This is a genomic window from Nocardia sp. AB354, from assembly GCF_049538315.1.
In the GTDB taxonomy this organism is placed as follows: domain Bacteria; phylum Actinomycetota; class Actinomycetes; order Mycobacteriales; family Mycobacteriaceae; genus Nocardia; species Nocardia nova.
Genome location: NZ_JBMVFU010000032.1, coordinates 40,267 through 62,434, shown reverse-complemented (window position 1 = coordinate 62,434; position 22,168 = coordinate 40,267). Strand labels below are relative to the sequence as shown.

Annotated in this window: 23 protein-coding genes; 15 read left to right on the top strand and 8 right to left on the bottom strand. The window is 67.7% G+C overall.

Translation table 11 applies throughout. From position 1 onward, the window contains the following. Positions 1 to 77: 77 nt before the first annotated feature. From ACPCUW_RS31620 to mnhG, 6 genes are all read left to right on the top strand, one after another. Entirely contained in the window at positions 78 to 2,918 is a 2,841-nt protein-coding gene (locus tag ACPCUW_RS31620) for a Na+/H+ antiporter subunit A (protein WP_423428884.1), read from the top strand. After that, positions 2,915 to 3,298, top strand: coding sequence for a Na(+)/H(+) antiporter subunit C (locus ACPCUW_RS31615; protein ID WP_423428882.1), 384 nt, complete (start codon positions 2,915 to 2,917; stop codon positions 3,296 to 3,298). The genes ACPCUW_RS31620 and ACPCUW_RS31615 overlap by 4 nt, the downstream gene beginning before the upstream one ends. Continuing rightward, entirely contained in the window at positions 3,295 to 4,911 is a 1,617-nt protein-coding gene (locus ACPCUW_RS31610; RefSeq protein ID WP_423428880.1) for a Na+/H+ antiporter subunit D, read from the top strand. Before ACPCUW_RS31615 ends, ACPCUW_RS31610 begins: the two co-directional genes overlap by 4 nt. Continuing rightward, complete coding sequence (locus ACPCUW_RS31605; RefSeq protein ID WP_030516577.1) at positions 4,908 to 5,423, top strand: Na+/H+ antiporter subunit E; 516 nt, start codon at positions 4,908 to 4,910, stop codon at positions 5,421 to 5,423. Before ACPCUW_RS31610 ends, ACPCUW_RS31605 begins: the two co-directional genes overlap by 4 nt. A gap of 70 nt (positions 5,424 to 5,493) precedes the next feature. After that, complete coding sequence (locus ACPCUW_RS31600; protein ID WP_063015226.1) at positions 5,494 to 5,754, top strand: monovalent cation/H+ antiporter complex subunit F; 261 nt, start codon at positions 5,494 to 5,496, stop codon at positions 5,752 to 5,754. Further along, complete coding sequence (mnhG, locus tag ACPCUW_RS31595; RefSeq protein ID WP_104393468.1) at positions 5,751 to 6,107, top strand: monovalent cation/H(+) antiporter subunit G; 357 nt, start codon at positions 5,751 to 5,753, stop codon at positions 6,105 to 6,107. Before ACPCUW_RS31600 ends, mnhG begins: the two co-directional genes overlap by 4 nt. Positions 6,108 to 6,116: 9 nt before the next feature. Here the strand turns inward: mnhG and ACPCUW_RS31590 are convergent, their stop codons facing one another. Continuing rightward, positions 6,117 to 7,463: a DUF5933 domain-containing protein gene (locus tag ACPCUW_RS31590; RefSeq protein ID WP_423428878.1), complete on the bottom strand. Its 1,347-nt coding sequence runs from the start codon at positions 7,461 to 7,463 to the stop codon at positions 6,117 to 6,119. Between the two features lie 148 nt (positions 7,464 to 7,611). On the opposite strand from ACPCUW_RS31590, the gene ACPCUW_RS31585 reads away from it, so the two are divergent. Both ACPCUW_RS31585 and ACPCUW_RS31580 read left to right on the top strand, forming a co-directional pair. Continuing rightward, positions 7,612 to 7,902, top strand: a complete 291-nt coding sequence (locus ACPCUW_RS31585) for a hypothetical protein (RefSeq protein ID WP_423428876.1) — start codon at positions 7,612 to 7,614, stop codon at positions 7,900 to 7,902. A gap of 24 nt (positions 7,903 to 7,926) precedes the next feature. Continuing rightward, complete coding sequence (locus ACPCUW_RS31580) at positions 7,927 to 8,703, top strand: alpha/beta fold hydrolase (RefSeq protein ID WP_423428874.1); 777 nt, start codon at positions 7,927 to 7,929, stop codon at positions 8,701 to 8,703. Between the two features lie 51 nt (positions 8,704 to 8,754). Here ACPCUW_RS31580 and ACPCUW_RS31575 read toward each other — a convergent pair whose 3' ends face one another. After that, positions 8,755 to 9,726, bottom strand: coding sequence for an oxygenase MpaB family protein (locus tag ACPCUW_RS31575; protein WP_104364597.1), 972 nt, complete (start codon positions 9,724 to 9,726; stop codon positions 8,755 to 8,757). Between the two features lie 65 nt (positions 9,727 to 9,791). Here ACPCUW_RS31575 and ACPCUW_RS31570 point away from each other — a divergent pair, with 65 nt between their 5' ends. Continuing rightward, a complete protein-coding gene (locus ACPCUW_RS31570) occupies positions 9,792 to 10,484 on the top strand; it encodes a TetR/AcrR family transcriptional regulator (protein ID WP_146101055.1) in 693 nt (230 codons plus the stop codon). A 1-nt stretch (position 10,485) separates the two neighbouring features. Here ACPCUW_RS31570 and ACPCUW_RS31565 read toward each other — a convergent pair whose 3' ends face one another. The 4 genes from ACPCUW_RS31565 to ACPCUW_RS31550 form a co-directional block, all read right to left on the bottom strand. Next, on the bottom strand, positions 10,486 to 11,631 hold the full coding sequence (locus tag ACPCUW_RS31565; RefSeq protein WP_030516584.1) for a glutamate--cysteine ligase: 1,146 nt from the start codon (positions 11,629 to 11,631) through the stop codon (positions 10,486 to 10,488). A gap of 13 nt (positions 11,632 to 11,644) precedes the next feature. Further along, positions 11,645 to 12,334, bottom strand: coding sequence for a superoxide dismutase[Cu-Zn] (gene sodC, locus ACPCUW_RS31560; protein ID WP_423428872.1), 690 nt, complete (start codon positions 12,332 to 12,334; stop codon positions 11,645 to 11,647). 116 nt (positions 12,335 to 12,450) lie between these two features. Then, a complete protein-coding gene (locus ACPCUW_RS31555) occupies positions 12,451 to 13,011 on the bottom strand; it encodes a LytR C-terminal domain-containing protein (protein WP_063015229.1) in 561 nt (186 codons plus the stop codon). Between the two features lie 54 nt (positions 13,012 to 13,065). Beyond that, positions 13,066 to 13,443, bottom strand: a complete 378-nt coding sequence (locus tag ACPCUW_RS31550; RefSeq protein ID WP_030516587.1) for a DUF3263 domain-containing protein — start codon at positions 13,441 to 13,443, stop codon at positions 13,066 to 13,068. A gap of 126 nt (positions 13,444 to 13,569) precedes the next feature. Here ACPCUW_RS31550 and ACPCUW_RS31545 point away from each other — a divergent pair, with 126 nt between their 5' ends. The 3 genes from ACPCUW_RS31545 to ACPCUW_RS31535 are packed head-to-tail and all read left to right on the top strand — an operon-like array spanning position 13,570 to position 16,028. Further along, positions 13,570 to 14,160 (top strand): peptide deformylase, encoded by a 591-nt coding sequence (locus ACPCUW_RS31545; protein WP_063015231.1) that lies wholly within the window; start codon positions 13,570 to 13,572, stop codon positions 14,158 to 14,160. After that, positions 14,150 to 15,139: an N-acetylglutamate synthase, CG3035 family gene (locus ACPCUW_RS31540; protein ID WP_423428870.1), complete on the top strand. Its 990-nt coding sequence runs from the start codon at positions 14,150 to 14,152 to the stop codon at positions 15,137 to 15,139. Before ACPCUW_RS31545 ends, ACPCUW_RS31540 begins: the two co-directional genes overlap by 11 nt. 22 nt (positions 15,140 to 15,161) lie before the next feature. Continuing rightward, complete coding sequence (locus tag ACPCUW_RS31535; RefSeq protein WP_423428869.1) at positions 15,162 to 16,028, top strand: exodeoxyribonuclease III; 867 nt, start codon at positions 15,162 to 15,164, stop codon at positions 16,026 to 16,028. Here ACPCUW_RS31535 and ACPCUW_RS31530 read toward each other — a convergent pair. Together ACPCUW_RS31530 and ACPCUW_RS31525 are read right to left on the bottom strand one after the other, a co-directional pair. Beyond that, positions 16,009 to 16,647: a hypothetical protein gene (locus ACPCUW_RS31530; RefSeq protein WP_423428867.1), complete on the bottom strand. Its 639-nt coding sequence runs from the start codon at positions 16,645 to 16,647 to the stop codon at positions 16,009 to 16,011. The genes ACPCUW_RS31535 and ACPCUW_RS31530 overlap by 20 nt on opposite strands. 111 nt (positions 16,648 to 16,758) lie before the next feature. Further along, positions 16,759 to 18,585 carry an acyl-CoA dehydrogenase gene (locus tag ACPCUW_RS31525; RefSeq protein WP_064902973.1) on the bottom strand — a complete coding sequence of 609 codons (1,827 nt, stop codon included), beginning with the start codon at positions 18,583 to 18,585 and terminating at the stop codon, positions 16,759 to 16,761. A gap of 301 nt (positions 18,586 to 18,886) precedes the next feature. On the opposite strand from ACPCUW_RS31525, the gene ACPCUW_RS31520 reads away from it, so the two are divergent. The 3 genes from ACPCUW_RS31520 to ACPCUW_RS31510 all read left to right on the top strand — a co-directional run bounded on the left by ACPCUW_RS31520 (position 18,887) and on the right by ACPCUW_RS31510 (position 22,024). Continuing rightward, positions 18,887 to 19,513: a TetR/AcrR family transcriptional regulator gene (locus ACPCUW_RS31520; RefSeq protein WP_030516593.1), complete on the top strand. Its 627-nt coding sequence runs from the start codon at positions 18,887 to 18,889 to the stop codon at positions 19,511 to 19,513. 124 nt (positions 19,514 to 19,637) lie between these two features. After that, the gene (locus tag ACPCUW_RS31515; RefSeq protein WP_063015236.1) at positions 19,638 to 20,846 is read left to right on the top strand and encodes a homogentisate 1,2-dioxygenase; all 1,209 of its coding nucleotides are present in this window, start codon (positions 19,638 to 19,640) and stop codon (positions 20,844 to 20,846) included. Next, on the top strand, positions 20,843 to 22,024 hold the full coding sequence (locus tag ACPCUW_RS31510) for a fumarylacetoacetate hydrolase family protein (RefSeq protein WP_423428865.1): 1,182 nt from the start codon (positions 20,843 to 20,845) through the stop codon (positions 22,022 to 22,024). The genes ACPCUW_RS31515 and ACPCUW_RS31510 overlap by 4 nt, the downstream gene beginning before the upstream one ends. Positions 22,025 to 22,168 lie beyond the last annotated feature (144 nt).

The window sequence follows — 22,168 nt, the reverse complement described above, 5'->3', positions numbered from 1 at the left end:
GGCCGTGACCACTGAAGCCCGGAGTCAGCAGTAGGATCGGGGCGCCACCACCCCGCCGCCGACCGACGGAGTGACGTTTGCTCGCCATCCTGCTAGCCCATGCTTGTGCCGCCCTGCTCGCACCGCTCGCTGTGCGCGTATGGGGAAGGCGCGGGTTCTACCCGATCGCCCTGGCGCCGCTGGCCGGGCTGGTATGGGTCATCGCGAACTGGAACAGCGACGCCGAGGTCCGGATCGCCTGGGCGCCGGAGATCCACATGAATCTGGATCTGCGTCTGGACAGCCTCGCCTCCATCATGTCGGTGCTGGTCCTGGGCGTGGGCGCGCTGGTTTTGGCCTATTGCGCCGAATATTTCGACGACGACGACCGAGCCCGCCTGGGTATCTTCGCCGGCTATCTGGTGGCCTTCGCCGGGGCCATGTTCGGGCTCGTCGTCAGCGACAACATGCTGGTGCTGTTCACCTTCTGGGAGCTCACCACGGTGCTGTCGTTCCTGCTCGTGGGCCATCACGCCGAACAGAGCACCGGCCGTCGCGCGGCGCTGCAGGCGCTGCTGGTCACGGCCGCGGGCGGCTTGGCGATGCTGGTCGGCCTGGTGCTGCTCGGGCAGCGCTGCGACAGCTATCTGCTCTCCGATGTGGTGGCGCGGGCCGATCCGCACGATTGGTCGACCAATGTCGCGGTGGTGCTGATCCTGATCGGCGCGTTGAGCAAATCGGCGATCGTGCCACTGCACTTCTGGCTGCCCGGCGCGATGATCGCACCCACCCCGGTGAGCGCCTATCTGCACGCCGCCGCGATGGTGAAGGCCGGTATCTACCTGGTGGCGCGACTCGCCCCGGGCCTGTCCGAGGCACCGGTGTGGCATCCGATCGTGCTGACCCTCGGCATCCTGTCGATGCTGCTCGCCGGTCTGCGATCGCTGCAGGTCTACGACCTGAAACTGGTGCTCGCCTTCGGCACCGTGAGCCAGCTCGGATTCCTGCTGGTCCTGGTCGGCACCGGCACCCCGGAGGCGGCGCTGGCCGGTGCGGCGTTGCTGGTCGCGCACGCGCTGTTCAAGGGATGTCTGTTCATGGTGGTCGGCATCGTCGATCACAGCGCCGACACCCGCGATCTGCGCCGGCTCTCCGGCATCGGGCGGCGCGCGCCGGTCCTGTGCGCGGTCGCGGCGCTCGCCGCGTTGAGCATGGCCGCGATTCCGCCGCTGTTCGGATTCGTCGGAAAGGAAAGCGCTTTCGCCGCCGAACTCGACGCGGGCAATCTGAGCCCACCGGTTCGGATCGCCGTCGCGATCGGCATCGTGCTCGGGTCGATGTTCACCGTCGGCTACAGCGCGCGCATGGTCTGGGGCGCGTTCGGTACGAAACGCGCCGCCGAGGGTGTGCCGGAGCCGGAGCCGCCCTGGCATCGCCCGAGTGCGCTGTTCGTGGCGCCGCCGGCCGTGCTGGCCGTGGCCTCGCTGGCCGCGGGTCTCGCCTCGCCCTGGATGGACCGGCTGCTCTCGCCCTACGCCCGCACCCTCGGGCCGCTGGAGGCGCATCTGGGGTTGTGGCACGGCTGGGGCACCCCGCTCACCCTCACCCTGATCGCCATAGCCTGCGGTCTGGTGCTGTTCGAGATCCGCGACCGGATCGGCGAATCGGTGAATCCGCGCCTCGGCAACGCCGACCGGGTCTACGACGCCGTACTGCGCGCGATGGATCAGCTGTCGCTGCGGATGACCGGTGCCACCCAGCGTGGTTCGCTGCCGCTGAATCAGGGGCTGATCCTGATCACGGTCGTGGCGTTGCCGTTGGTCCTGTTGTTCATCGGCGCGCGTTCGCGCATCTCCGTGCGGGCGTGGGATTCCTCACTACAGCTGGTGATCGCGTTGGTGATGGCCGCGATGGCTCTGGGCGCCACAATCATGCGCAACCGCCTCGCCAGCGTGCTGCTCGTCGGGGTCACCGGCTACGGCTGCGGTGTGATCTTCGCCCTGCACGGCGCGCCGGATCTCGCCCTCACCCAGTTCCTGGTCGAGACACTGACGTTGGTGATCTTCGTGCTGGTGCTGCGGAAGTTCTCCGCCGAGATCGAACCCAGCCGCACCGCCGCCCTGAAGGTGCGCCGCGCCATCCTGTCCGCGGCGGTCGGAGCGGCGGTGGTGATCGTGGCGGCCTTCGCCACCGCGGCCCGCAGCACCGAACCGATCTGGCATCGAATCCCGCCCGCCGCATACAGTTTCGGCGGCGGGAAGAACGCGGTGAACGTGCTGCTCGTCGACATCCGGGCGTGGGACACCCTCGGCGAGATCTCGGTGCTGGTGGTCGCGGCCACCGGTGTCGCCTCGCTGATGTTCCGCAGCCGCCGGTTCGGCACCCTGCCGCGCGTCTCCGACGCCCCCGGCTACACCCCCGACCCGGATCGGGCCTACTGGTTGCGCGCCAGTCCGCTCGTCGCCCCGCGGGACCGGTCGATGGTGATGGCGATGACCACCCGGATGCTGTTCCCGACCATGATGGTGCTGTCGGCGTATTTCTTCTTCGCCGGCCACAATGCGCCGGGCGGCGGCTTCGCGGGCGGTCTCACCGCCGGATTGGCCCTGGTCATGCGCTATCTCGCCGGCGGCCGCTACGAGCTGGCCGAGGCGCTGCCGGTCGACGCCGGACATGTGCTGGGCGCCGGACTGGTGCTGTCGGCGGGCACCGCGACCGGATCGCTGCTGCTGGGCGCGCCACCGCTGTCCTCGGCCATCATCGAGGTCACCCTGCCGGTGCTCGGACATGTCAAATTCGTCACCGCGATGCTGTTCGACCTGGGCGTGTACCTGATCGTGGTGGGTCTGGTCCTGGACGTGCTGCGCAGCCTCGGCGCCCGCCTCGATATCGAATTCCTGGACGGCACAACGTCTTCGACGAAGGGAGGGATGCGATGAGCGCGAATATCACCATGCTGGCCCTGATCGGGATAATGGTCGCCTGCGGGGTGTATCTGGTGCTCGAACGCGCGGTGTCGAAGATGCTGCTGGGGCTGATCCTGTTCGGCAATGCGGTAAACCTGCTGATCCTCACCATGAGCGGTCCGGATGGACGGCCGCCGATCCTCGGCGAATCGGACCGGCGCCATCACGACCCGGCCGATCCGCTCGCGCAGGCGATGATTCTCACCTCGATCGTCATCACCATGGGTTTGGCGGCATTCGTTCTCGCCCTGGCCTATCGGGCCTTCGCGCTGACCACCACGGAACAGGTCGAGGACGACCCCGAGGACATGAAGGTCGCCGCGCAGCGCGAGGGCGAGGATCCCGAACAATGAGCCTGTCCCCCGGTCTGCTCCCCGCCCTTTGCCCGCTCCCGGTGCTGGTCCCGCTGCTCACCGCGGCCGCGACCCTGATCGTCGGTCGCAAAGCGCGCGTGCAGCAGGCGATTTCGATCGCGGCGCTGACGGTGGTGGTCGCGATCTCCGGGGTGCTGCTGTATCTGGCCGACCGCGACGGTATGGGCGCGGTGCAGGTCGGCCGCTGGGAGACGCCGATCGGCATCACGCTGGTGGTCGACCGGCTCTCGGCGGGCATGCTGCTGGTGTCGTCGATCGTGCTGCTCGCGGTGTTGATCTTCGCGGTCGGGCAGGGAATCAGCGACGGCACCGAACGCCAGCCCACCTCGATCTTCCAGCCGACGTATCTGATTCTGAGCGCGGGTGTTTCGCTCGCCTTCCTGGCCGGTGACCTGTTCAATCTGTTCGTCGGATTCGAGGTGTTGCTGGCCGCGTCGTTCGTCCTGCTCACGCTGGGCGCGAGCGCCGACCGGGTCCGGGCCGGGGTGTCGTATGTGATGGTGTCGATGGTGTCGTCGCTGATCTTCCTCACCGGCATCGCACTGGCGTACGCGGCGACGGGCACCCTGAATCTGGCCGACATGTCGGTGCGGATGGGCACGGTGCCGCTGGGCGTGCGCAGTGCGATCTGCGCGGTGCTGCTGGTGGCGTTCGGCATCAAGGCCGCGGTGTTCCCGCTGTCGAACTGGTTGCCGGATTCGTATCCGACCGCCCCCGCACCCGTCACCGCGGTCTTCGCGGGTCTGCTGACGAAAGTCGGTGTGTACGCCATCATCCGGGTGCACGCGTTGCTGCTGCCGGCCGGTACCTTCGACAACGTGCTGCTGGTGTGCGGTCTGCTCACCATGGTGATCGGCATCCTGGGTGCGATCGCGCAGAGCGATATCAAACGTCTGCTGTCGTTCACCCTGGTCAGCCATATCGGCTATCTGATGTTCGGGGTGGGGCTGGGTTCGGTCGGCGGCACCACCGGCACGGTTTTCTATGTGGTGCACCACATTCTGGTCCAGACCACCCTGTTCCTGGTGGTGGGCCTGATCGAGCGGCAGGCCGGGTCGGCGTCGCTGAGCCGATTGGGCGGATTGCTGGCAGCGAGTCCGGCACTGGCCCTGCTGTTCGGCATTCCGGCGCTCAATCTCGGTGGTATTCCGCCGTTTTCCGGATATATCGGCAAGGTGCGGCTGTTGCAGGCGGGCGCCGCCGACGGGAGCGTGCTGGCCTGGATGCTGATCGCCGGCGCGGTGACGACCAGCCTGCTCACGCTGTACGTCATGGCGCGGGTGTGGAGTAAAGCGTTCTGGCGCCCGCGCGTACAGGCCCCGGAGGGTGAACTGGCCGATGCCGCCCCCTCGGCGCTGATCGACGAGTCCACCGATGTGCTGTTCGACGACCGCGTGGACCCCGGCCGCATGCCCCGGCTGATGGTGGCTCCGACGGCGGCGTTGATCGTGGTCGCGCTCGCGCTGACGGTATTCGCCGGGCCGATTCTGGGCATCTGCCAACGCGCGGCCGAAGATCTCAACGATCCGCACCGATATCTGGGCACCGTGCTCGGCCCGCCGGAGACGTGGCAGTCGGGAGGAAACCGATGACGCGGGAACGACTGGTTCGCATCGGCGTGCTGATCTGGCTGGCCGTCCTCTACACCGCGCTGTGGGGTAATGCCAGTGTCGCCAATCTGCTCGCCGGGCTGGTGGTCGGCATCCTGATCATGGTGCTGCTGCCGCTGCCCCGGGTTCCGGTCAACGGCGGGCTGCGGGTGTTGCCACTGATCGAATTGGTCGTACTCACCGCCTATTACGCGATCGAATCCAGTCTTCAGATCGCGTGGTTCGCGGTGCGGCCCGCCGGTGCGCCGGTCTCGGGGGTGCTGCGGGTGCGACTCGCGATCGACTCGGATCTGGTGATGGTGCTGTGCGCCGACGTGCTCAATCTGATTCCGGGCACGATGGTGCTGGAACTGGATCGGGTGGCCGGCGTCGCGTGGGTGCACGTACTCGATGTCGGCAGCGACGACGCGGTCGAGAAGTTCTACTACATCACCCGCCGGTTGGAAGGCCTGCTGATCAGGTCCTTCGAAGGCAACAAACAGGAGGCGGCGTGAGCGACCATCGCGTAGCGGCTCGCGCCGCCGACCGGGTGCGAATGTCCCGCAAATTACAGGAGGCAGGTTCATGACCTTTGTCGCGATCGTGGCGGGCATACTCCTGGCGACCGCCGCGGCTTTCACTTCCTTCCGGGTGCTGGCCGGTCCCGGCACCCTGGACCGGGTCGTCGGCATCGATTCGCTGGTCGGCATCGCCGCGGCGGGGTTGGCGGTGTGGGCCGCCTACAGCGACGACACCACGGTGGTGCCGGGCATCGTCGCGCTGTCGCTGGTCGGCTTCCTGGGATCGGCAGCGGTTACGCGTTTCCGGGTGCGGGACGACAAATGAGCGGCATCTTCCATACCGCGCTGATCTGGTTGTCGTACGCGACCATCCTGCTCGGGGCGTTCCTCGCCGCCACCGCCGCGGTCGCGATCGTGCGCTTCCCCGACACCCTCTCGCGCATGCACGCGGCGACGAAACCTCAAGTCGTCGGCCTGGTTCTGATGCTGATCGGTTCGGCGATCCAGCTGCGCGGCCATCCCAACGTCTGGATGTTGGTGCTCGTCGGCCTGTTCACGCTGGTCACCGCGCCGGCCATCGCTCATCTGGTCGGCCGGACAGCCTATCGGGAGCAGCGCCACCGCGACGGCCTGCTGCTGATCAACGAGATGGGTGACGAGGACCTCCCCGACGATTGACCGAACCCGCTACACCGCGACCGGTTCGGGCACCTCCGCGGCCGTGCGCGCGAACCAGGTGCGATAGAACGCCGACGCGAATCCGGCGAACAGACCGAGCGCGATGATCCCCGCGGGCAGCGGATATTCGGCCATCCACACCGCCAGATACCGGTAGGCGAGCAGCAATCCGATCAGCAGCGTGAATCCGGCGGCGACCAGCAGTGCGCGCGCCCGGTCCCAGCCGCGCTCGGGGGCGCGCAGCACCGATTCGACGGTCAGGGCCAGCACCGCACCCGCGAGCAGGTCGGCGCCGTAGTGATAGCCGAAACCCAGAGTGGCCGACAGCGTCGCGAGCAACCAGAACGTCCCGGCCCAGCGCACCCAGCGGGGTGCGGGCGCACCGTCGTTGTCGCGGCGGGTGTGCAGGAAAACCGCAGTCGCCCAGGCGGTGTGCATGGACGGCATGCAGTTGCGCGGCGTGTAGCGGTCGAACGGCATGGGCTTCGGGTGGTAGTCGGTCGGTGGCACGACGTGCGGCCAATAGTCGCCGACCTGCAGACCGTGCCCATCGGGTCCGTAGGCGAACATCGGCCCGACCACCGGGAAGATCAGGTAGATCACCGGGCCCACCAGGCCCAGCACCAGGAAGGTGCGCACCAGATAGTGCCGGGGCCACACCCCGGTGCGCACCACCTTGCGCAGCTGCCAGACCGCCACCACCATCGCGGCCACCGGCAATTCGATGTAGACCCAATGCAATACGCCGTAGACCACCGGGCCCAGGGCGTCGATCACCCGGCCCATCACCCAGGCGGGCTCACCGAAGGCGTGATCGGCCAGCACCAGATAGCGGTCGCGGACCTCCGGCCCGGCCACCACCGTGAAGTGCAGCCACACGTCACCGACCTTGGTGGCGATGATCAGCAGCGATCCCAGCGCCGCCGCGTGCAGGGCGTTGCGTTTGGGCACACCCTCCCAGCCGAGCCAGGCGATCAGCACCACCGCGGTGAGGGCGATGACCGCACCGTTGCCGATGGTCAGCGGGCCGCCGAGAGATACACGGATCGACGCACAGACGGCATCGACGATCACCGCCACGCCCACGGTGATGAACCGCCACCGCCACGACAACCCGACCAGCGCCAGCGCCAGCCCCGCCCACGGCACGGAGACCGATTTGGGCGTCCCGGCGAAATCCTCCCAGAGGCTGTGCAGCGGGCCCTCGAAGTTGTTGCGCACGGCCACAATCTGCAACACGACCAGCAGCGCCGGCACCGCGGTGACCAGCACCCAGGCCGCGTGGTGCGGCGACAGGTTCCGGAACCGTTCACGGCGAGCGTCACCGAAGCCGGAACGCGGATCATCGAGCAGCACCCGATCATCGTAAACAGGCGATGAACGCCGCCCCTCGCACAGCGAAAACGTCGGCGACGGATGTGATCTTCGCCATTGTCGCGACAGGCCCGGCCGCGACAACCTTTCCGTAAGCGATCACCAGGGGCGCGCTGCCAGAGTTCGAGCCATGTTCACTTGGTATGTCGCACTGCTCGCGATCAGTGGGATCGTCATGATCGCCATGGCGTCGGTGAGGCAGGGGCAGAGCAGCGCGTCACGATCCTTCAACGGCATCTTCGGCGGCATCTTCCTCGGCTACGCCTTCTACCTCGCCCTTCTCTTCGACGGCGGCTCGTACCTGATCTTCTTTCACGCCTTCATCGTTCCGGTGACGATGGTGGTGAACTTCTTCCGCAACCGCACGCCCCGCCCGAAGCTCACCGACACCCAGAAGGCCTGGCGCGAATTCCACCGCTGACCGAAATCGGGCCAGACTGCACGCATGGGCGAATACATCGACGCGGGCGGGTTGCGGACCTACTACGAGGTGCACGGGGACGGTGAGCCGGTGGTGTTGTTGCACGGTGGGCTCGGGACGGCCGAATCGTGGGGACAGCAGGTGGACGAGCTGGCGCGGCACTATCGGGTGTACGTGCCGGAGCGGCGCGGACACGGCAGGACCGCCGATGTGCCCGGGCCGATCACCTATGCGGCGATGGCCGAGGATACGGCCGCCTGGCTGGACGCCATGGCGCTGCGCGGTGCCCATCTGATCGGGTGGAGCGACGGGGGCGCGGTGGCGGCGCTGGTTGCCATCGCGCGGCCGGAGCTGGTCGGCAAATTGGTGGTGATCGGCCAGTATTTGTCGCTGGACGGCGAGTGGCCGTCGTCGCGGGCGGCACTGGACGATCTTGCCGAGGACGCCGGCACCCGTGCCATGTTCGAAGGATTGCACGCACCGCTGTCCCCGGACGGCCCGGACCACTTCCCCGTCGTCTACGACAAGATCATGCGAATGTGGCGCGAGGAGCCGGAGATTCCCCTCGGCGACATCGCCCGCATCGCCGCACCGACACTCTTCCTGCAGGGTGACGGCGATTGGGTGCGAGTCGAGCACAGCGCACTGCTCGCCCGCACCGTCGCCGATGCGCAGCTGGCCGTCGTTCCCGGCACGTCGCACGCGCTACCGCTGGAAAAGCCCGAGCTGGTGAACCGGTTGCTGCTGGACTTTCTCGCCGACGAGCAGGTCGCCCGCTTCCTGCCGGTCGGACACGAATAGCTGCTGTCCCGAAAGGTGCTGTCGAGGAAGCGATTCGAGGCCACTGGTTGGTCAGCGCCGGGCGGATACCAGGTCGGGAGCGAACGAATTCAGCCCCATCCCTTTGTATTTCGAGACCAGCTTGCGATAGCGGCGCCGGTTGCGCGCCAAGGCGGTATCGGTCACCGCGGCCGGCAGCGCGTGGTAAGCCAGGCGCAGTACCGTTGCGAGGGCGCGGAATTCGCGCTCCTGCCGCGGAGTCCACGGGTACGGCATGAGCTCGCGCACCTGGGGATGCATGATCCCGCAACCCAGCACGATGATCACGTGCCGGATGAACGGCGCGACCATCCGCCACAGCGGCTCGGCGAGCGGCGGCAGGAAGTCCGGCCGCGGCGCCGCGTCGATCGCGCCGGTGGCCGCGGTCAGCGTGGGAGTGCGCCGCAATTGCTCGGCGACCACGCGGTTGTAGTGCTCGACCATCTCGCGGTAGTCGGCGATCGGCACGGACCGGCCGGGAAGGTGCAGCGGCGCGGTGCTCGCCCGGAAAGCGTCCCAGATCGCCTGGTCGTCGGCGGCTGTCGGCCGATCGCCGGTGACCGTCCGATACGCGTGGTACTGAACGAAGAAGGCGGAGTAAAGGATCCAGTTCCACGATTCCGGCGCCAGCGCCGAATACCGCACGCCGTCGGCGCCGACTCCCTTCACATCGCGATGCAGTCGCAAGAGCCGCTCGGCCTCGGCCAGCCGGTCGGCCTCCTCCGCCTGGTACAGGATCTGATCGGCCGCCGCGGTACGCCGCGCCCGCCCCCACGGCTCGTCGCGAACCCGGCCGGTGACCTCCAGCGCGGCCGAGACGGCGGGCAGCATGGTCTGGTCGTACAGGCCGACACCGAAGAGTCCGAGGAAGACCGACCCGGCCACCCGCTCGAACCGTCGCACCGCGGCCGCCGACGCATCGGCGTGTGCGCGAGTCGTCGCGGCATCACCGGCCGAGCGCGCCGGCTCCCGCGTCGGCGTCTCATGAGACACGGGGCAGGACATCACAGAACTCCCTTGTTCCGATTAGTGTGGTGCCACGCGGCACCACAAATGATTCTGGTGTCAGAGTGCACCAAAAGAGGGCGGTGGTCAAGATCATGAATGCGGATGCGGAGTCCCGAGGTCGCGCCGTGCGCGCCTACGGCGGGATCAGCGCGGCCGAACGCCGGGAACGTCGGCGCACCGCCCTGCTCGACGCGGCATTGGACCTGCTCGCAGAGGGCGGCGCGAATGCGGTGACCAAGCGCGCGGTCTGCGCCCGTGCCCGCCTGAACGACCGGTACTTCTACGAACATTTCGCCGATCGCGACGTCCTGGTCCAGGCCCTGGCCGGGCAGCTCACCGCCGACGGCATCGCGGCCGTGATCTCGGCCACGCTGGCCGCGGGACCGGATCTGCACGAACAGGTCCGTGCCGCCGCCGACGCCGCGCTCGGATTCCTCGCCGCGGACCCGCGACGCCAAGCGCTGGTGCTGGCATCCCATTCCGATGCCGCATTGCAGAGCGGCCGGCTCAGCACTCAGCGCGATATCGCGGCCGCCATGGCCGCGGTGGTGCGGGAACTACGCCCGCCCGACCCGGCCGCCGCCCCGCTCGATCTGGATATGACCGCCTACGCCGTCGTCAGCGGCACGCTGGAACTGGTAGCGGCGTGGATTCGTGGCGAATTCCGCGCCACCCGTACCCATCTCACCGAATTGATCGCCGCCCTGCTGCTGGCCGGCACCGCCATCACCCCGGCCGCGCCGGAGGACCGCTGACTCAGCTGTTCAATTCCTTGACCAGCGCGTCCACCACCGCGACCAGATCGCCCTGCGCGGCCGCCGCCACTCGTCGCTGCCGCTGATACGACGCCCCGCGTTCGACGATATCGGGCACCCGCGCGAGCTCGTTCTCACACTGCAGCAGTTTCGCGGTGGGCTGCAACCGATCCAGCAGATCCATCAGATCGTCGGTGACCAGCCGCTCGTTGCTGTCGGAGTCGGTAATGATGATCGCGTCCAGGCCGTAACGCGCTGCGCGCCACTTGTTCTCCTGCACATGCCACGGCGGCAGGGTGGGCATGGTCTCTCCCGCCTCCACCCTGCGATCCAGATCCACGATCAGGCAGTGGATCAGGGCGACGAGCGCGGAAAGCTCGAAGCGACTGGGGATGCCGTCGCAGACGCGGACCTCGATGGTCCCCCATTTCGGCGCGGGGCGGATATCCCAGTGCATCCCGCCGAGTTGTTCGAACACACCGGTTTTCATCTGGTCGTGCACGAAAGACTCGAACTGCGACCAGTTCTCGAACTGGAACGGCAAGCCGGCGGTCGGCAGCTGCTGGAACATCAGCGCGCGATTGCTCGCGTACCCGGTATCGATGCCGGCCCACATCGGTGAGGACGCCGACAGCGCCAGCAGATGCGGATACGAGAGCAGCAGCGTGTTGAGAATCGGAAAGACCTTCTCCGGGTGCGAGACTCCCACATGCACGTGCACGCCCCAGATCAGCATCTGGCGGCCCCACCACTGGGTGCGGCTGATCAGCTCGTCGTAATGCTCGGAGCGAGTCAGCTGTTGCGTCGACCACTGGGCGAACGGATGGGTGCCCGCGCAGAACAGGTCCACACCGACGCGGTCGGCGGCCGCGCGTACGGTGTCCATCGTGGCGTGCATCTCGTCGACCACCTCGCCGACGGTGTCGTGGACACCGCTGACGAGTTCAACCGTATTCTTCAGCAGTTCCTTGGTGACATGCGGCGGGCCGTTGGGCGCCCGCAGATCACCGACCTGATCGAAGACCGCGGCGGCCGTATTGGAGAGATTGCGCGTCTGCTTGTCGACGAGCGCGATCTCCCATTCGACGCCCAGCGTCGGGCGGGGCGAGCCGTTCCAGGGAACCGTTCGAGAGCCAGCCCCACCCATGACGAATCCGCTCTTACCCGATGACGCCGCAGGCGACCCGGCCGCCCGCGTCGCCGGTTGCCAGAGTCTCGGCATCGGGTCCGGGCGCGCCACCGTTGGCCTGCAGGTAGCGGTTCGGGATGTTGCCGAAGTTGTCGGCGCCGGCGTGGATCATCAGCGCCTTGCCCTTGACCTGGTCCAGCGTCACGGAGTCGGTGCTGGTCACCAGCTTCGCGGTGCCGTCCTTACCGACCTCGAGCGAGGTCAGATCGCCGCTGGAGGGATGGGCGTTCGACTCGCCCACCTGGAGGTGGCCACCGGCGGAGAGGAAGTTGCCCGGCGCGCCGCCGGACGGGGCGGTGGAGTTGGGCTCGCACTTGCCGTTCTGGTGGATGTGCAGGCCGTGGAAGCCCGGCTGCAGGCCGTGCGCGTCGACGGTGATCTGCAGCTTGTCGCCGGACTTGGCGATGGTGGCGGTGCCGACCTGCGCGCCGGAGGGGTCCTTCAACTGCACCGAGACCGAATCGCCGGAGGGCGGGTTCTGCTCTGCGCCGGTGCCGGAGTTCTCCGCCGGACCGGCGCTACCGGTCCATACCGGCGGGGTGGTCCCCTTGACGTCGCTCGACTCCTGGCTGTTGCTGCACGCGACCAGGCCGAAAGCCGCGATCGCCAGCATCGGGGTCACAGTCCGCCAGGAGGGGCGACGGGTTGCGGAGGGGGCCATCGGAGAACTCCTTTACGAGTACCGAGTTTACGAGTAGTGCTGGTTGAACAGATTCCTTACCGGACAAGATCTTGCCAGAGCCGTTATGCACCGCACTGGTGGGGCTCGGTTGGGTTCTAGTTGCCGGTGACGATGACGATGACGCCCGGCGGCGAGTCCGCGATTCCGGCGAAACGCGGTTCGGCCGATACTCCCAGTTCATTCGCGATCGCCTGGGCGGTTTCCCGTTCGTGCGGGGAATTTCCGTAATAGACAGTTGTTTTCGCGATCACACCGCCGGGATAGTTGCCGGTCTCGGTGACGTCGAAGCCCGCCGCGGTGAGCTGGCTCCCGGTGCGGGAGGCCAGGCCGGCGACGGTGCTGTTGTTCAGCACCCGGACCGGGACGGTCTTGTCCACACCGGCCGTCGTGCTGGTCGCCGCCGCGGTGGTCGTGGTGAGCGTGCTCGTCGGCGCCGCGGTGGTCGTGGCCGCCGTCGTGGTGGCGGCGGCGCGGGTGGTGGTGACCGGCGCGGCCGTCGTTTCGGTGTCCGACGAGGTCTCCGCGGCAGCGGAATCGGAACTCGAGTTCGACAGCGCCATCGCGCCGAGGCCCGCGAAGACGATGGCCAGCGCGATCAGCACCATCGCGAGTGCTCGCAGCGGCGGTCCACCGGAGGGCGGATTCGGGTTGCTCACGGTGTCGACCCTAGTCGCAGGGATGAGCGTGCGCGCGCATCGGACATCGGCCGATCAGACCTGAAAGCCCAGCCGCCGCGCCGCCCGCGATTTCTGCCGGCTGGCCCGCAACCGGCGCAGCCGTTTCACCAGCATCGGATCGGCGGCCAGCGCCTCGGGCTTGTCGACGACGGCGTTGAGGACCTGGTAGTAACGGGTGGCGGACATGGCGAACAGCTCCCGGATGGCTTCTTCCTTGGCACCGGCGTACTTCCACCACTTGCGCTCGAAATCGAGGATGTCGAGTTCGCGACGGGTGAGACCGTCGACCGCGACCCCCTCGGGGGCGCCCTCGACCACCGCGCCGGAGGCGCCTTCGACCACTGCCACGATCTCTTCGCTCGCGGAGCTGTCCTCGCTTGCGGATAGATTCCGGGCCGCTGCGCTGTCCATATCGCTCCCTCGCCGAATCAACAACGGACGACAGTCGTCGTCATTCAACCACGCGGCACACCCGTTCACCGAGGCGTCGTACGGCGTGTCGGGCCGTACACGCGGCGCCGCGTAAAGTGTGCCACCATGGCGATTCTCCCGATCCGCATCGTCGGCGATCCGGTGCTGCACAACCCGACCCGGCAGGTGTCGCAGTCGCCGGACGAGCTCGCCGGCCTGATCGCGGACATGTACGAAACCCTCGATGCCGCCAACGGAGTCGGGCTGGCCGCCAATCAGGTCGGTGAATCGCTGCGCCTGTTCGTCTACGACTGCCCCGACGTGCAGCCCGACGGTTCGGTGCAGCGGCGGCGCGGCGCGGTGATCAACCCGGTGCTGGAAACCTCCGAGATCCCCGAAACCATGCCCGATCCCGACGACGACGAGGAGGGCTGCCTCTCCGTTCCGGGTGAGCAGTTCCCCACCGGCCGCGCCGACTGGGCGCGGGTCACCGGCACCGACGAACACGGCGAGCCGGTCACCATCGAGGGCAAGGGTTTCTTCGCCCGCATGCTCCAGCACGAGGTCGGCCACCTCGACGGCTTCCTCTATGTGGATGTGCTGATCGGCCGCAACGCCCGCGCCGCGAAGAAGGCGATCAAGCGCAACGGCTGGGGCACACCGGGTCTGAGCTGGGTGCCGGGCGAGGTGCCGGATCCGTTCGGGCATGACGACTGACCGTCCCGATATCCCGCTCGGGCGCCGCGTGGTGGTGCGGTACCGCCTGCCCGAGGGTTATCCGCAGCAGTTCACGGATGTGATCGGCGAACTCGTCGCACCGGATCCAGTGCAGGTCCGCACCGCCGACGGCACCACGGTAACCATCGCACCCGATCGGGTGGTGGCGATGAAAGCATTGGGGCCGCGCCCGATCCGGATCGGTGAGATCCGCGCGCTGGAAGCGGCGGCGATCGACGGCTGGCCCGGGCTCGAGCGGGCCTGGTTCGACGGCTGGTTGTGCAGTGCCGGCAACGGATACAGCCATCGCGCGAATTCCGCTGTGCCACTGGGCGAATCCGGTCGCAGCGCCGCCCTCGACATGCGCACGCTGCAACACATCGGCGAGTGGTACACCGAACACGGTCTGCCGCTGCAGCTTCGGCTCCCCGACCGCCTGGCACCGGTGCCGCCGGGCTGGCGCACCTGGGGCGAGACGAGGGTGCTCGGCATCGATATCGCCACTTTCGTACTGCCGCAGGGTCCGTCGATGGTCCGCATCGACGAGCGGCCGCACCCGGCCTGGCTGGAACTGCACCGGCACCGCGGGGAGGACACCGTCGACGTGGCCGCGCCGCTGCCCGATACCGACGTGCTCACCGCGGTCCGCGACGGTGAACTCGGTTTCGCCGCGCTGGGCCTGCCGACTCCGCTGGCGATCGGCCGCGGCGCCCTGACCACCGCCCCCGACGGCCGACACTGGATCGGCCTGAGTTGTCTCGCGGTCGCCGCACCCCACCGCCGCCACGGCCTGGGCACCCTCGTCTGCGCCGAACTGATCAACTGGGGCTACAAACGCGGCGCCACCCACGCCTACGTCCAGGTGGAGGTGAACAACGAGGCCGCCCTCGCGATGTACCGGGAGATGGGCTTCGTCGACCATCACGCCTACCGCTACGCCGCTCCGGACCCCGACGCGGGCCGCCACCGCCGCGAGTGAACCCGCCGACTAACCTCGTTTCATGCGGTTGGCCACCTGGAATGTGAATTCGATTCGATCCCGAGTGGATCGGGTCGTGTCGTGGCTGGACCGCGCCGATATCGATGTGCTGGCCATCCAGGAAACCAAATGCCGCGACGACCAGTTCCCGGCCGAGCGGTTCGAAGAGGCCGGCTACGAGGTCGTGCACACCGGCTTCAGTCAGTGGAACGGGGTGGCGATCGCCTCCCGGGTGGGCATCGACGAGGTCGAGGTCACCTTCCCCGGCCAGCCCGGATTCGACAAGGACGCCGGGGCCTCGCTGATCAGCGCCCCGGTGGTGGAGGCACGGGCGATCGGCGCCACCTGCGGTGGCGTCCGGGTGTGGAGTCTGTACGTACCCAACGGGCGCACACTGACCGATCCGCACTACACCTACAAGCTGGAATGGCTTGCGGCCCTGCGTGATTCCGGCGCGGCCTGGTTGGGGGCCGACCCGTCGGCGCAGATCGCGCTGTGCGGCGACTGGAATATCGCACCCACCGACGACGACGTGTGGTCGCCGGAATTCTTCGCGCACAAGACGCACACCTCGGCACCGGAGCGAGCCGCGTTCGACGCCGTCGTGGCGGCGGGATTCACCGATGTGATGCGCCCGTTCGCCCCCGGTCCGGGTGTCTACACCTACTGGGACTACACCCAGCTGCGCTTTCCGCGCAAGGAGGGTATGCGCATCGATTTCGTCCTCGCCTCACCCGCGCTGAGCGTTCGCGCCGTCGATGCCGGGGTCGATCGCGAGGAACGAAAAGGTAAGGGCGCCAGCGATCATGCGCCCGTGGTGGTCGAATTCTCGGACTCTCCGGCGCTTTCGGAGCGGCCGGGACCGGAGGTCAGCTCTGCCGGGTCTTGATGGCGTCGTGGGAGATGTAGACGTCGTAGCTGCCGGGCATCGCGATCACCGCGTTGCCGTAGGCCGAGCGGATGAACGGTTCGGTGTACCAGCTGTGATCGCGCATATCGGTGAAGAAGTCGCCGTCGCCGCCGCCCAGCATGGTCTGGTGCTGACTCACCGCGGCACCGTCGAGCCGCTGGCCGTAGAGCCGGGTCACCTTGTAGCCGGAATGGAATCCGAGCGCGTTGACCCACGGCTCCAATTCCACGATATCGGCCTGTAGCACCCACAGATCACCCTCGATCCGATAGGTCTGATGCGTCTCGTCGTGATGGCCGTCGCCGTAGAGGGTGAGCTCGATATCGAGGGTATGATCTTTGCCCGCAACGCTTTTCGCGATGACGTGCGCGGCCTTCACCTCACCGGTCAGCCCGAGGTAGGTCTGCAGCAGGGTCACCGCCCACAGCAGGACGACCGCCACCAGCAGCACCACCAGCCCGCTCGCGCCGCGCCCGATATGGCTGCGCCAGCCCGCTTTCCGGGCGCGCAGGACGGCCGTGACCAGCATCGCGATCGCGACGACGAAGAGCACCGCCAGCAATGCCTGGATCCAGCCGAAGGCCATCGGGAACACCATGCCGACAGTTGTACCCGCATTCGGGTACCGCACGCGGGCGAGTCGGACACGAATACGCCACGGCCGGCCGGGATTTCCCGGCCGGCCGTGCGCGCGGTGTGGGCTTCGAGCCTAGAAGGCGCCCTCCTCCAGCTGCATGATGTCGGTATCGAGGTTTTCCACCACGGCCCGCACACCACTCAGCAGCGGCAGCTGGTTCTTGGCGAACCACGATGCGACGCCGACCTTTCCGGCGTAGAACAGCCGATCCTTCTCCGCCGGCTGTCCCGCCAGCGCGGCCTGCGCGACCTGCGCCTGCGCCAGCAGCCGCCAGCCGATGACGAGATCGCCCACGGCGTGCAGGAAGCGCACGGAACCGAGTCCGACCTTGTAGATCTCCTCCGGCGTCTGCGCCGCGGCCACCAGATAGCCGGTGAGCGCGGTCGCCATCGCCTGCACATCCGCGAGCGCGGCGCCCAGCAGCGTCTTCTCCGCCTTCAGGGTGTCGGGCTCGCTCTCGACGAACTGCTGCACCAGTCCGGCGACATGGGCGAGCGCCACGCCCTTGTCGCGAACGATCTTGCGGAAGAAGAAGTCCTGCGCCTGGATCGCGGTCGTACCCTCGTACAGCGAGTCGATCTTCACGTCGCGGATGTACTGCTCGATCGGGTAGTCCTGCAGATATCCCGAGCCACCGAAGGTCTGCAGCGACTCGGTGAGGGTTTCGTACGCCCGTTCCGAGGCGACGCCCTTGACGATCGGCAGCAGCAGGTCGTTGACCCGCGCCGCGGTATCGGGGTCGGCGCCGAAATTCGCCTGTGCAACATCGTCGTTCTGATACGACGCGCAATACAGATACAGCGCCCGCAGGCCCTCGGCATAGGACTTCTGCAGCGCCAGGCTGCGCCGGACGTCCGGGTGGTGGGTGATGGTGACGCGCGGAGCGGTCTTGTCGGCCATCTGGGTCAGATCGGCGCCCTGCACGCGAGACTTCGCGTACTCCAGCGCGTTCAGGTATCCGGTGGACAGGGTTCCCGCCGACAGCACGCCGACCATCATGCGAGCGTTCTCGATGACCTTGAACATCTGGGCGATGCCGTTGTGCACGTCGCCGACCAGGTAACCGATCGCGGGCTTGTCGCCACCGTAGGTCAGCTCACAGGTCGGCGAGGACTTGATGCCCATCTTGTGTTCGAGGTTGGTCACCAGCACGCCGTTGCGCTCGCCCAATTCCATTGTCTGCGAATCGAACAGGTACTTCGGCACCACGAACAGCGACAGGCCCTTGGTACCCGGGCCGGCGCCCTCGGGCCGCGCCAGGGTGAGGTGGAAGATGTTGTCGGCGGTGTCGCCGACGTCACCACCGGAGATGAAGCGCTTCACCCCTTCGATGTGCCAGGTCCCGTCGGGCTGCGAAACGGCCTTGGTGCGGCCCATGCCGACATCGGATCCGGCGTCGGGTTCGGTGAGGACCATCGTTCCGCCCCAGCGGTTTTCCCAGGCGTGCTCGGCCCACCGCCGCTGTTCCTCGGTGCCCTCGCGGTACAGCACCTGGTGCATGAGCGGGCCCATATTGAAGAAGCTGGCCGAATTGTTCGCCGCCACAAGCATTTCCTGGATGGCCCAGATCAGCGGCGACGGGGCGTCGACACCGCCCATGTCCTCGGGCATACCCAGTCCGGACCAGCCGGCCTCGTTGACCGCCGCGACCGTCTTGCGCAGCGGGTCCGGCACTATGACCTCGTGTTCGGCCGCGTCGAACGAGATCGGATTGCGATCGGCGTCGACGAACGACTCGGCTACCGGCCCCTCCGCCAACCGCTGCACCTCGGTGAGCATTCCGCGTGCGGTTTCGGTATCCAGATCGCCGTACGCGCCGGCCTCCAGCAGCGCACCGATTCCCAACACCTCGAACAAGTTGAACTCGATATCCCGAAGGTTCGCCTTGTAGTGCGACACGCTCAGGGCCTCCTCGCCATCGTCGATTGTTCTCCGTCGGAGGTTGCCGTACCCGCGTTCACTTACGCAACCGTAACCGGCCGAGACTAGAGAATTCGGGGTAACTTATGCGGGCGGACCAGTCCATCCGCGATTCACTTTTCCCAATCGCGCCCCGCCTCGCGGCAATTTGCTCGGAATGTGCTCGCATTCGATATCTCGATCGGCATTCCCGATCGGCCGAGTCCCGCCCGCGCGGCTGCCCTCCGCCGGTGCGATGCGACCGGCATAACCGCCCTCTACCACTGCTATCTTGTTCGCCATGGCTTCGGAATCCGCGGTACGACCGCGTCAACGGGCCCAGCATCTCGGCCCCGAACGCCGCCGCCCGCAGGTTCTGGATGCGGCGCTGCGCATCGCGGCGGACGAGGGGATCGCGGCCGTCACCATCGCCGCCGTGGCCGAACGCCTGACCGTGACCCGGCCGGTGGTCTACGCCTGCTTCGCCGATCGCGTCGAACTCATCAACGCCCTCATCCAGCGTGAGGAGGGGCTGCTGCTGGCCGGCATCATGGACGCCCTGCCGCCGCGCCGGGTGGAGGCCGACGAAGAGGTCTTCGTCGAGGGCTTCCGCGCCCTGCTGGAGACGGTCTCCAAACGCCCCGACACCTGGAAACTGCTGCACGGCAATCCCGATCCGGCGGTGGCGAGTTCGTTCGGACGCGGGCGCAGCTTCGCGGTCGAGCGCTGCACCCGCCGGTTGCGGCCCACGCTGGAGGCGTGGGGAACCGTCGACGCGGAACGCAAACTGCCCGCACTGGTCGAGTTGTGGGTTTCGGCCGGTGAGGGCGCGGTGCGAACGCTGGTGACCGAGGGCGACAAGTGGACCCCGCAGGATCTGGGCGCCTTCGTGGGCGCGGCGGTCTACCGGGCGCTGCGCTCGGCCTGAGAGCTGTCGCGAAACCGCCGCTCGACTGGTATTTCTGCCGGCCGAAGTTCGCACTCTCCGGCAATCGGTCTAGCTAAAATGGAAATCGGCGTCCATTCGACCAGCGACCCGGCGGGAGAGCGGTATGGCGTTCTATCGGCAACTGGGATTCCTACCGGCGAAGCGGCACACCCAGCATCGTGACGAACGGGGGCAGCTGCTCTACGAGGAGCTGATGGGCGAGGAAGGCTTCTCCGGCGACTCGTCGCTGCTGTATCACCGCGGCCTGCCGCCGGCGATCGTCGACTCCTCGGTCTGGCGGCCGCCGAATCCCCGGACCGTGCCGAACCATCCGCTGCGGCACCGGCACCTGCGGCTGCACGAACTGTTCCCCGAGTCCGTACTCGCGCAGACCGACGTCGTGACGGGCCGCCGCCTGATCCTCGGCAACGACGACGTGCGCATCTCCTATGTGGCGGCGCTGCGCGAATCCCCCTTGTACCGCAACGCGATCGGTGACGAGCTGGTCTACGTCGAATCCGGATCGGGCGTGGTGGATACCGTTTTCGGGCGGCTGCCGGTGCACGCCGGCGATCACGTGCTGCTGCCGCGGGCGACCACGCATCGCTGGCGGCCGCAGGGCCCGGAACCGCTGCGCGGCTACATCATCGAGGCGACCGGACATATCACCGCACCGAAGCGGTATCTGTCCGCAAGCGGCCAGTTCCTGGAGAATTCGCCGTACTGCGAGCGGGATCTGCACGGTCCCGCCGAGCCGCTCCAGGAGTCCGGCACCGAGGTCGAGGTGCTGGTGAAACATCGGCCCGGCGCCGAAATACTCGGCACCCGAATGGTGTACGCCCATCATCCGTTCGACGTGGTGGGCTGGGACGGCTGCCTGTACCCGTACACCTTCGATATCGCCGATTTCGAGCCGATCACCGGCCGGATTCATCAGCCGCCACCGGTGCACCAGGCCTTCGCGGGGACGAACTTCGTGATCTGCGATTTCGTACCCCGCAAGGTCGACTACCACCCGCTGTCGATTCCGGTGCCCTACTACCACTCCAACGTCGACTCCGACGAGATCCTGTTCTACTGCGGCGGAAACTACGAGGCGCGCCGCGGTTCCGGTATCGGACCGGGATCGGTCTCGGTGCATCCGGGCGGATATGCGCACGGTCCGCAGCCGGGCGCCTACGAGCGCAGCATCGGCGTGGACTATTTCGACGAGCTGGCGGTGATGGTCGACACCTTCCGCCCGCTGGGCCTCGGCGAGGGCGCCCTGGCCTGCGAGGACCCGGATTACGCGTGGACCTGGTCGGGCCGCGGGCCGAGTTCGGAGCGGGCGTGAACGCCACGGTCCGGCTGGAGGTGTCCGGCGATGCCCCGTTCGGGCCGGACAACCTGCCCTACGGGGTGTTCGCGCCGCCCGGCGGCGATTTCCGAGTCGGCGCCCGGATCGGCTCGGAGGTCGTGGATCTTTCTGTGTTGCTGGATGATTCGACGTTCGCGCGACCCGATCTGAACGCTTTCCTGGCCCAGGGGCCACGGCGTTGGCACACGGTGCGCGAACGGCTGCGGGAGGCGGTGCGCGGGCCACTGCCCGCGGCGGTGATCCATCCGCTCGCGTCGGTGCGATCGAAGCTCCCGATCGCGATCGGCGACTATGTGGACTTCTACGCGAGTATCGACCACGCCACCCGGCTCGGGCGGTTTCTGCGTCCCGACCGCGAACCGCTGCTGCCGAATTGGCGACACCTGCCGGTGGGGTATCACGGGCGCGCGGGCAGCGTGGTGGTCTCCGGCACCCCGGTGATCCGGCCCTGCGGGCAGCGCCGGACCGGCTCGGGCGCAACGGAATTCGCGCCGTCCGCCCGGCTGGACATCGAGGCGGAACTCGGGTTCGTCGTCGGCGCCGGTTCCGAGCTCGGGACATCGATCGCGGTGGACGCGTTCCCCGATCATGTTTTCGGCGTGGCGCTGGTGAACGACTGGTCGGCCCGCGACCTACAGGCCTGGGAGGGACAGCCGCTCGGCCCGTTCCTCGGCAAATCGTTCGCGACCTCGCTGGCGGCGTGGATCACTCCGCTCGCCGCGCTGGAATCCGCCCGGATCGCGCTGCCGGAACAAACCCCGGAGCCGCTTCCCTATCTACGGGGACGACAGGATTGGGGATTCGACATCGACGTGCGCGTGCACTGGAACGGTGTCCCGGTGAGTGCGCCACCGTATCGGGCGATGTACTGGTCGGGGGCGCAGATGCTGGCCCATCTGACGGCCAACGGCGCCGGTACCCGGCCCGGTGACCTGTTCGCCTCCGGCACCATCTCCGGTCCCCGGCGGGATCAGAGCGGATCGTTCATCGAACTCTCCGGCAACGGCGCCGAGCCCGTCGACATCGGCGGCTCCGAGCGGACCTTCCTCGCCGACGGGGATACGGTCCTGCTGACCGCGACGGCCCCTGGCCCCGGCGGCTCACCAATGGCGTTGGGTGAGGTCAGCGGCCGGATCCTGCCCTCTCGCCGCTGATCGGGAGCGGGTCACCGTCCTCGCGGACACAACCCGATAATTGTGCAGCGCGACTACAATGTGAGAGGCGTCACAGCACGGAGCGCGTTTTTCCCCATCCGTTCGGTGCGGTGAACACCATCGGCAGCGTGGCTTACGAGGAGC